The organism is Polaromonas sp. P3_B1 (genome assembly GCF_056402935.1).
This window is the reverse complement of record NZ_JBFUGK010000024.1, coordinates 72,440-81,790: the sequence shown is the minus strand read 5'-3', so window position 1 is coordinate 81,790 and position 9,351 is coordinate 72,440. Positions and strand designations below refer to the sequence as shown.

General features: G+C 65.2%; 10 protein-coding genes. 5 read left to right on the top strand and 5 right to left on the bottom strand.

Annotated features, from left to right (window positions below; all coding sequences use genetic code 11):
* The 3 genes from uraD to AC1DXS_RS15250 all read right to left on the bottom strand — a co-directional run.
* Positions 1-771: 2-oxo-4-hydroxy-4-carboxy-5-ureidoimidazoline decarboxylase (gene uraD / locus AC1DXS_RS15260; RefSeq protein WP_477738326.1), on the bottom strand; the 771-nt coding region annotated here is incomplete at its 3' end.
* 2 nt (positions 772-773) lie between these two features.
* On the bottom strand, positions 774-1,709 hold the full coding sequence (gene puuE / locus AC1DXS_RS15255; RefSeq protein WP_477738325.1) for an allantoinase PuuE: 936 nt from the start codon (positions 1,707-1,709) through the stop codon (positions 774-776).
* On the bottom strand, positions 1,706-2,365 hold the full coding sequence (locus tag AC1DXS_RS15250; RefSeq protein WP_477738324.1) for a GntR family transcriptional regulator: 660 nt from the start codon (positions 2,363-2,365) through the stop codon (positions 1,706-1,708). Before AC1DXS_RS15250 ends, puuE begins: the two co-directional genes overlap by 4 nt.
* Before the next feature lie 70 nt (positions 2,366-2,435).
* Between AC1DXS_RS15250 and uraH the strand changes: the two genes are divergently transcribed.
* The gene (gene uraH, locus AC1DXS_RS15245; RefSeq protein WP_477738323.1) at positions 2,436-2,789 is read left to right on the top strand and encodes a hydroxyisourate hydrolase; all 354 of its coding nucleotides are present in this window, start codon (positions 2,436-2,438) and stop codon (positions 2,787-2,789) included.
* A gap of 108 nt (positions 2,790-2,897) precedes the next feature.
* Complete coding sequence (locus AC1DXS_RS15240; RefSeq protein WP_477738322.1) at positions 2,898-3,905, top strand: tripartite tricarboxylate transporter substrate binding protein; 1,008 nt, start codon at positions 2,898-2,900, stop codon at positions 3,903-3,905.
* Positions 3,906-4,249: 344 nt separating this feature from the next.
* On the opposite strand, the gene AC1DXS_RS15235 is transcribed toward AC1DXS_RS15240, so the two are convergent.
* Positions 4,250-4,780, bottom strand: coding sequence for a hypothetical protein (locus tag AC1DXS_RS15235; RefSeq protein ID WP_477738331.1), 531 nt, complete (start codon positions 4,778-4,780; stop codon positions 4,250-4,252).
* A gap of 148 nt (positions 4,781-4,928) precedes the next feature.
* Here AC1DXS_RS15235 and xdhC point away from each other — a divergent pair, with 148 nt between their 5' ends.
* Positions 4,929-5,792, top strand: a complete 864-nt coding sequence (gene xdhC, locus AC1DXS_RS15230; protein WP_477738321.1) for a xanthine dehydrogenase accessory protein XdhC — start codon at positions 4,929-4,931, stop codon at positions 5,790-5,792.
* A gap of 144 nt (positions 5,793-5,936) precedes the next feature.
* Positions 5,937-7,142 (top strand): urate hydroxylase PuuD, encoded by a 1,206-nt coding sequence (locus tag AC1DXS_RS15225; RefSeq protein WP_477738320.1) that lies wholly within the window; start codon positions 5,937-5,939, stop codon positions 7,140-7,142.
* A gap of 3 nt (positions 7,143-7,145) precedes the next feature.
* Here AC1DXS_RS15225 and AC1DXS_RS15220 read toward each other — a convergent pair whose 3' ends face one another.
* Positions 7,146-8,081 carry a LysR family transcriptional regulator gene (locus tag AC1DXS_RS15220; RefSeq protein WP_477738319.1) on the bottom strand — a complete coding sequence of 312 codons (936 nt, stop codon included), beginning with the start codon at positions 8,079-8,081 and terminating at the stop codon, positions 7,146-7,148.
* 92 nt (positions 8,082-8,173) lie between these two features.
* Here AC1DXS_RS15220 and AC1DXS_RS15215 point away from each other — a divergent pair, with 92 nt between their 5' ends.
* Positions 8,174-9,268, top strand: coding sequence for a tartrate dehydrogenase (locus AC1DXS_RS15215; protein WP_477738318.1), 1,095 nt, complete (start codon positions 8,174-8,176; stop codon positions 9,266-9,268).
* Positions 9,269-9,351: the final 83 nt, after the last annotated feature.

The following is a 9,351-nucleotide window of genomic DNA, read 5'->3' as shown; positions in this document are numbered from 1 at the left end:
CTCCCCCTCTGGGGGAGGGTTGGGGTGGGGGCCCGCGCGGTAAATACCTACCACATTGCCCACCGCATCGATGCCCACTTCATCAAAGCCGCAATCGCGCATGGTGCTGCTGATGTAGGCCGCGCAGGCGCGGTGCGCATCGGTCAGGTAGGTCACCGTGAGCTGGCCTTTTTCAAGGTAGCCCGGGTCGCTGTACTGGGACAGGGCTTCATGCCAGTCCCAGACGTCGTTGCCCAGCGCGGGCGTGGCGGCAAACTTGTCGTTGAGCCGCAGCTCCACCACGCGGTGGATGTTGCGCAGGTTTTCCTGCAGCTCGAAGTCGGGGTGGTTGAGCAGGCGGCGGGCGAAGGTCTCGATGATCTGCTGCCGGCTCAGGCCGGTGCCACGCGGGCCGCGCACCGCCAGGATGAACGGGAAGCCGAACTTCGCGTTGTAGTCGGCATTGAGTTTTTGCAGCGTGGCGAATTCTTCGGGCGTGCAATCCGCCAGGCCGGCTTTACTCTGTTCGTTCGTCGATTCGGCCGTGAGGCTTTTGCTCACCATGGCCTTGCCCGCGAGTTCCGGGTGGGCCTTGATGAGCTGGATCTGTGCGTCCTTGCCAGCGCCCCGCAGCACCTGGGCCATGGCGTGCTTGAGGTGCGCCAGCGAGCGGAAGGGTCGGGCGTCCAGGGCTTTTTCAGCGACCCAGGGCGAATGCTCGTAAAGCCCGTCCAGCAGTTGCAGCGCCTGGTCGCGCGGCGCGGTGTTGACCTGTTCAAGGGTGATGGCCATGTTCAGCTTTCCTGCCGGGGCATGTAAGGGTGGGTGGCCTGCCAGTGGCGGGCGATGTCGAGGCGGCGGCAGACCCAGACGCGGTCGCGTTTTTGCACGTGGTCGAGGAAACGCTGCAGTGCCACGATGCGGCCGGGCCGGCCCAGCAGCCGGCAGTGCATGCCTATGCTGAGCATCTTGGGCGACTCGTCGCCTTCGGCATACAGCGCGTCAAAGCTGTCGCGCAGGTAGATGAAAAAGTCCTCGGCCTGCGCAAAGCCCTGGGGCAGGGCAAAACGCATGTCGTTGGTGTCCAGCGTGTAGGGCACGACCAGCCGCGGCACGACGGCGCCGTCGGTGCGTGTGACCTCGGTCCAGAAGGGCAGGTCGTCGCCGTAGTAGTCGCTGTCGTATTCGAGCCGGCCGTCGTCGGCCACCAGCCGGCGCGTGTTGGGGCTGTCGCGGCCGGTGTACCAGCCCAGCGGCCGCGTGCCGGTGAGCTTTTCGATCGCGTCCAGGCCCAGGCGCATGTGTTCGCGCTCGGTGGCTTCGTCGATTTGCTGGTAGTTGATCCAGCGCCAGCCGTGGCAGGCAATCTCATGGCCGAGTTCGGTGAAGGCCGCGGCGACCTCGGGGTGGCGCTGCAGCGCCATGCCCACGCCGAAGACGGTCAGCGGCAGCTGGCGCTTTTCAAACTCGCGCAGGATGCGCCACACGCCCACGCGCGAGCCGTATTCGTAAATGCCTTCCATGCTCAGGTGGCGGTCGGCATAGCTGGGCGGGTTGGCCATTTCGGACAGGAACTGCTCGGAGCCGGCGTCGCCGTGCAGCACCGAGTTCTCGCCGCCTTCTTCGTAATTGAGCACGAACTGCACGGCGATGCGGGCCTGGCCGGGCCATTGCGCATGCGGCGGGTTGCGACCGTAGCCAATCAAATCTCTTGGGTAGTTTGTACTCATGACAGCGCCATCGAAATATCGTTGGTCGGCACCTTGCGGTCGAAGGCCAGGTTTTCCTCGACGTGCAGCAGGTGTTCGGTCATCAGGCGCACGGCCAGGGCTTCGTCCTTGGCGGCCAGGGCCTTGACGATTTCGGCGTGCTCGTCGTTGGAGTGTTCGGCGGCAGTGGCTGTCTGGTACATCAGGGTGATCAGCGCGCAGCGCGAGATCAGCTCGCCCAGCAGCTGTGCCAGCACCTCGTTGCCCATGAGCTCGGCCATGCGCACATGGAAGTCGCCCAGCAGCTCGGTGCGGCCGGGCACGTCGTTCAGTGAGGATTTCTCGCGCGCCACGTGTTCCTTGAGCGCCTTGATCTTGGCGGGCGTGACCTCGCGCACAAAGGCGCGCGTCATTTCGGCTTCCAGCATGCGGCGCACGGCGAACACCTGGCGCGCTTCCATCACCGAAGGCGCGGCCACAAAGGCGCCGCGCGCCGGCTCCAGGCGTATCAACCGGTTTTGTGAGAGCTGGAACAGCGCCTGCCGTACCAGCGTGCGCGAAACGCCGAAATGGTCGGCGAGTTTTTGTTCGGCCAGCTTGGTGCCCGGGTGCAGCCTGTGCTCCACAATGGCCTTAGTCAGCGCCTCGACGATGGCATGGGTGGTTGATGCTTCCATCGGGCCATGATAGCCCTAAATTCAAAAACTGTATACACTTTTGGTAAACCAAAATCACAAAGGGACTGCCATGGGCTTGAGCACACATGTACTGGACACCATGCACGGCGTGCCTGCGGGCGGCATGAAGGTGTCGCTGTTCACCACGCAGGCGGGGCAGGCGACACTGGTGAAGGCCTTCACCTTGAACAGCGACGGCCGCAATCCCGATGGACCGCTCTATGACAACGCCAGCCTGAAAGCGGGCACTTACCGCCTGGTGTTTGAGGTCGCGGCGTACTTCAAGGCACGCGGCGTGACCTTGCCTGAGCCTGCCTTCCTGGACCAGGTCAGCCTGGACTTCGGTGTGGCCGATACCAGCGCGCACTACCATGTCCCCCTGCTGGTCAGTCCCTGGAGCTACTCCACCTATCGCGGCAGCTGAGCGGGCCCCGGCGGCGCCCTCAGGGAAAACACGGTCGCCGCCGTGTCATCCCCGCGTCATGGGGCGCGGCGACAATCGACGGTTTTGATCACTTCTTCCGCCTCCCCCATGAATGTCAAGCCAATGGGCGCCCTGAGCCGCCGCCAAGCCCTGCTGCTGTCCGCAGGCACCGCCGCCAGCCTGGCGCTTCCCGCCGCCATGGCGCAAGGCCCTTCCGGCGCTTACCCGGACCGCCCGGTCAAAATCGTGGTGCCCTTCGCGCCCGGCGCCGGCACCGACGCGATGGCGCGCCTGGTCGCGCAAAAACTCGGTGAAGTCCTGAACGCCAGCTTTGTGGTCGACAACCGCGCCGGTGCCTCGGGCGCGATCGGCACGCAGTTTGTGGCGCAGTCGCCGGCCGACGGCTATACCCTGCTGCTGGTGGCATCGCCTTTCACCACCGTGGCGGCCTCGCTGCCCAGCGCCAACTACGACCCGCTGCGCCAGTTCACGCCGGTCGGCATGATCGCCAGCGGCCCGCTGGTCTGGGCCGCCAACACCAAACTGCCGGCCAACACCATGAAAGAACTGGTGGCCCTGGCCAAGCAAAAGCCCGGCGCGCTCAATTACGGCTCGGCCGGCGCGGGCGGCGTCAACCACCTGGTGCTGGAATTGCTCAAGTCCCGCACCGGCACCTTTATCACCCACATTCCCTACCGCGGCGTTGCGCCCGCTACCATGGACATGATTGGGGGGCAGATCCACCTCGTCACCGGCACCATCCCGGCGCTGCTGCCCTTCATCAAGAGCGGCAGCGTCAAGCCGCTGGCCGTGACCAGCGCCAAACGCTCCAGCGCCTTGCCCGACGTACCCAGCATGGCCGAAGCCGGCTTGCCCGGCATCGACGTGGTCAACTACTTCGCGCTCATGGCCCCCACCGGCACCCCGCCGGCCATCGTCAACACCTTGAATGCTGCCATCAACAAGGTCGTCGCCATGCCCGAGGTCGTCACCCGCTTCAAGGCCGATGCCGTCGAAGCGGCGCCCGGCTCACCTGCGCTGCTGGGTCACTTCATTGAGGCTGACTACCGTGCCTGGCGGAACGTGGTGAAGACGCAGAACTTGCAGATCGAGTAAGGGCGCTCGGGGAATCCCTGTTTGGATGTTCCCGACTCGTTCATACGCCGCCGGCCCTCACCCCCACCCTCTCCCAGAGGGAGAGGGAGTAAGACAGAGCAACGCGTTACCCACAATAAACGGCCCAAAGCGATGCGAAGCGAGCCGTCTAATACCAGCATGAGCCGTGGAGCCGGCTTTGCCGGGCCACAGGCGGGCGGCCCCGAGGGGCTGGAGCCCGCGGCTCCAAGCCTGCCTGCGCAGGCTTGGACGGGCGACAGAGGCGAAGCGTCTCGCGAGCCGCGGCCTGCAAGGCCTCGCGCATTACACGCAGCCGAAGGTGAAGTGAAAAGCGTGGGGGCTAATCAGTCCTGTCCTTCTGTGAGCGTGTCCAGCTGGAACTTCCCGCTCTTGTGCCACAGCCAGGTGTCGGTATAGACCACCTTGCCCAGGCGTGTGGGTGCCGGGAAAGGCGAGGCTTCCTGGATCATTTTGGTGATTTCCGCCATCACTTCGGGCGCATGTTTGGGCGCGCGCATCCAGTCCATGTGGGTCACGCGGCCGGTGCGATCGATTTCCACATTGAGCACGCCCACCGCATACAGCAGCGGCGGCATGCGGCCCTTGTAGACGCGCTCGTGATTGAGGCCGTAAATGTGCGTGGCGCCGTCTTCCCGGTAAGCGCGCGGCGTGGTCGCCCCTGAGCTTCTGGCCGAGCCTTTCGGGCCCGCGATAGGTCCGATGACTGGTGAGTCGGGTGCGGTGGCAGAGCCGGCGGGCGCGGGCGTGGTCTCGGGCGCGGTCTTGCAGGCGCTGACCACGGCGGCGGCCGCGGCGGACAGCAGGGCCACCAGCCAGAAGCGGCGCGGGGCGGTGGAGGAAGGAGAAGAAGGCATCTCGGGTTTTGTCATGGTTTGCCTTTCGGCGGTTCATGGGATTTTGCGTATACCCGTCATCATGCGTGGGAAGCGCGCGCTGCCCGGGTGGTGCTAAGGTCTAATTTAGCCCACTATTTCATCCGCTTACAGCGCAAACACGTCACCAATGGTTTCTCGCAACACCGGTTTGTTACTGGATTCCCTGTTGGCCCGCCTGGCTTTGTCGCCGGCGATGCTGGTGCAGGTGGCCCAAACCCAGGGCTCGGTTCCGCGCGAGGCGGGCACCTGGATGGCGGTGTTCGCCGACGACATCGTGGGCACCATAGGCGGCGGCCACCTGGAATACGAGGCTATCGCGCGGGCCCGTGCGATGCTCGGCGGCGATACCCCGGCGGATGCCGAGGCACTGGTGCGCGTGGCACTGGGCCCTTCGCTGGGCCAGTGCTGCGGCGGCGTGGTGCAGTTGCGCTTTGAGCGGGTGCAGGCCGGCGATGCGGCGGCGCTGGCGCAGCGGCTGGGCTCGCCGCGGCTTACGCCGGTGGCGTTGTTCGGCGGCGGCCACGTCGGCCATGCGCTCGCGCGGGTGCTGGCGCCTTTGCCGTTTGAGCTGAGCTGGATAGACAGCCGCGACGGCATATTCCCGGACAGCGTGCCGCCGCGCGTGCGCTGCGAACACTCCGATCCGGTRCAGGCCGCCGTGCCCGGCCTGGCGCCGCAATCGCGTGTGCTGATCATGAGCTTCAGCCATGCCGAAGACCTGGATGTGCTGGCCGCCTGCCTGAAGCGCCAGCGCGAGCAGGGTGATTTGCCCTACATCGGCCTGATAGGCAGCAAGAGCAAATGGGCGGCCTTTCGCCACCGGCTGGAGGCCAGGGGCTTCACGGCGGCCGAGCTTGCGCATGTCACTTGCCCCATAGGCGTGCCGGGCATCACGGGCAAGGAGCCCGAGGTCATCGCCGTTGCCGTCGCTGCCCAGTTGCTGCAGACCATCGATGCAAACCGGGAGAAGGCCGCGAAGGCTTTGCGCTGAGCGTCAAAGCCGATAAACTTGCACCACCAGGTCGCAGCGGAGCCGGGAAAGCGGGTGGCCGAACCACAAGCTTTCTCTTGTTCGTGACCCGTTTTCTGCTTACAGCGCCCGCAGTGGTGAGCAGCCTTGCACAAGTTGAGCGCTATGGAAAACTATCTACTCGACTGGGCCAACCTGCTGCTGCGCTGGGTCCACGTCATCACCGCCATCGCCTGGGTCGGCTCCTCGTTTTATTTTGTCTTCCTCGACAGCAGCCTCACGCCGCCCGTGGATGAAGACCTCAAGAAGCAGGGCGTGAGCGGCGAGCTCTGGGCCGTGCATGGCGGCGGTTTTTACCACCCCGTCAAATTCGCCGTCAGGCCGCCGCAGCTGCCGGCCCACCTGCACTGGTTTTACTGGGAGAGCTACAGCACCTGGCTGTCGGGCTTTGCGCTGTTCACGGTGTCCTATCTCTGGCATGCCGGCACCTACCTGGTCGACAAGTCGCTGATGAACTGGTCGCCTGGCGCAGCCGCTGCTGTGGCGCTGTCTTTCTTTGTGGTGTTCTGGATGCTCTACGACGGCATCTGCCAGCTGTTTGGCAAAGGCAAGAACGGCGACGCCATCGTCGGCGCTATGGTCGCGGTACTGGTCTGCATCGCGTCCTGGCTGGCCTGCCACTGGTTTGCCGGCCGCGCGGCCTTTTTGCTGGTGGGCGCCATGATGGCCACCGCCATGAGCGCCAATGTGTTTTTCTGGATCATCCCCGGCCAGCGCAAGGTGGTGGCCGCCATCAAAGCCGGCGAGCCTGTGGACCCGGTGCACGGCCAGCGCGGCAAGCAGCGCAGCGTGCACAACACCTATTTCACGCTGCCGGTGCTGTTCGCCATGCTGAGCAACCACTACAGCTTCACCTGGAGCCATCCGCAGAACTGGCTGGTGCTGATTTTGATGATGCTGGCCGGCGCGGCGATACGCCAGTTTTTTGTGCTGCGCCACGGCTACAAGCTGGGCCGCAACCGGCACCCGCTGGGGTATGCGATGGTGGGTGTGGCTGTGATCATTGGGGTGATCGTCTGGATGAAGCCGGCGCCCACGGCCGCGGTTGCATCAGCCGCCGTCTCGTCGGGCACCGGCTATGCCAATGTACAAACCATACTGGCCCAGCGCTGCTACCAGTGCCACGGCGAGCAGGTACAGATGAAAAACGTGCGTCTTGATTCGCCAGCGGCCGTCAAGCTGCACGCCACGCAGGTCTACCAGCAGGCTGTGGTAACGCGGCTCATGCCCATGAACAACGCGACCGGCATCACCGAGGCGGAGCGGCAGGTGATCAAAAGCTGGTTCGACGCGGGCGCCAAAGCGCAATAGCGCTTACCAGTCAGTCGCCAGCCCTGCGGCCCGTGTCGACGGCTTCTCAAAATGCCGCGCCAGGAAATCCACAAAGGCCTTGACCCGGGCCGAATGCTGGTGGCGCGTCGGGTAGACCGCATGGATATCGGCGGCCGGCGTGCGGTAGTTCTCCAGCACCTGCACCAGCCTACCGCTGCGCAGGTATTTGGCGATATCCCATTCGGCGCGCATCAGGATGCCGTGGCCGTCCAGCGCCCAGTTCACCGCAATCTCGCCGTCGCTGGTGCTGAGGTTTCCATGCACCTTGACGGCCTGCGTGTGTTTGCCGGACGACAGGCGCCAGATGCCGTAGGCTTCGTCGCCCTGGCGTATGCCTATGCAGTTGTGCCGCGCGAGGTCGTGCGGCACCCTGGGCGTGCCGTGGCGCGCCAGGTAGGCCGGTGAGGCGCAGAGCAGGCGGCGGTTCGGCGCAATCATGCGCGCGAGCACACGCGCGTCGGGCGGCTCGCCAAAGCGTATGCAGACGTCAAAGGCGTCCTCGGTCAGCGGCGGTGGGTTGACGGTGAGCTGCAGCTGAACCTCCATTTCAGGGTGGGCTTTGACAAAACGCGAGATCAGCGGCGCCACGTGGCTGCGGCCGAAGCCCAGCGTGGCGTTCACGCGCAGCAGGCCCTTGGGCGCCGCCACGGCGCTGGAGACCTGCTGCTCCATGTCGTCGATGTCGGCCAGGATGCGCCGCGCGTGCGTGAGGTAAGTCTCGCCTTCCTGCGTGAGGCTGGCGCGCCGCGTCGTGCGGTTGAGCAATTGCACGCCCAGCCTGGCCTCCATCTGCGCCAGCCGTTTGCTGACGGCCGCCGTGCTGACGCCCAGCTCGCGCGCCGTGGCCGACAGGCTGCCGTAACGCGCCAGCAGGCTGAAAAAAGCCATTTCCGAAGGTGCGGGGTTGGACGGATTCATTCGTAACCTGAAGTTAACAATGACCTCACTTTACGAGCTTTTGTTGTTGCCGCCAATCGCTACATTGGACGCCTCACAACTGAGGAACTTTCATGAAAACCTACAAGATCGCCTGCATCCCCGGCGACGGCATCGGCAAGGAGGTCGTCCCGGCCGGTCAGCAGGTGCTGCAGGCCCTGGCTGCCGCGCAAACCAATTTCCGTTTCGAGTTCACGTCCTACGGCTGGGGCGGTGACTGGTACCGCGAGCACGGCGTGATGATGCCCGACAAGGGGCTGGATGAGCTGCGCGACAAGGACGCCATCCTGTTTGGCTCGGCGGGCGACCCGCACATCCCCGACCACATCACGCTCTGGGGCCTGCGCCTGAAAATCTGCCAGGGCTTTGACCAGTACGCCAACGTGCGGCCCACACGCATACTGCCGGGCATAGACGCGCCGCTCAAGCGCTGCACGCCGGAGCAGCTCAACTGGGTCATCGTGCGCGAAAACTCCGAAGGCGAGTATGCGGGCGTGGGCGGGCGCGCCCACCAGGGCCACCCGATCGAGGTGGCGACCGATGTTTCGATGATGACGCGCGCCGGCGTGGAACGCATCATGCGCTACGCCTTCAGGCTGGCGCAGTCGCGGCCGCGCAAACTGCTCACGGTGGTCACCAAGTCCAACGCGCAGCGCCACGCCATGGTGATGTGGGACGAGATCGCGCTGCAAATCAGCAAGGAGTTCTCCGACGTCACCTGGGACAAGGAACTGGTCGACGCCTGCACGGCCCGCATGGTGAACCGCCCGGCCTCGCTGGACACCGTGGTCGCCACCAACCTGCACGCCGACATCCTGAGCGACCTGGCCGCTGCGCTGGCCGGCAGCCTGGGCATCGCACCCACCGGCAACATCGACCCCGAGCGCCGCTACCCCAGCATGTTCGAGCCCATCCACGGCTCGGCCTTCGACATCATGGGCAAGGGCCTGGCCAACCCGGTCGGCACTTTCTGGAGCTGCGTGATGCTGCTCGAGCACCTTGGCGAGCACGCCGCCGCCGGCCAGCTGATGCAGGCCATCGAGGCGGTGACGGCCAACGCATCCCTGCACACGCGCGACCTCGGCGGCCAGGCCACCACGGCGCAAGTCACCAAAGCGGTTTGCAACTGCTTTGCCGACACCGCCAGGCCCGTGACTGCGGCGGCCTGATTCCAGAAAACAGACAAAAGGAGACAAGACATGCGATCACAACAACAAGGACGCGGCCGGTATTTCTCAGGGCTGGCGCATTC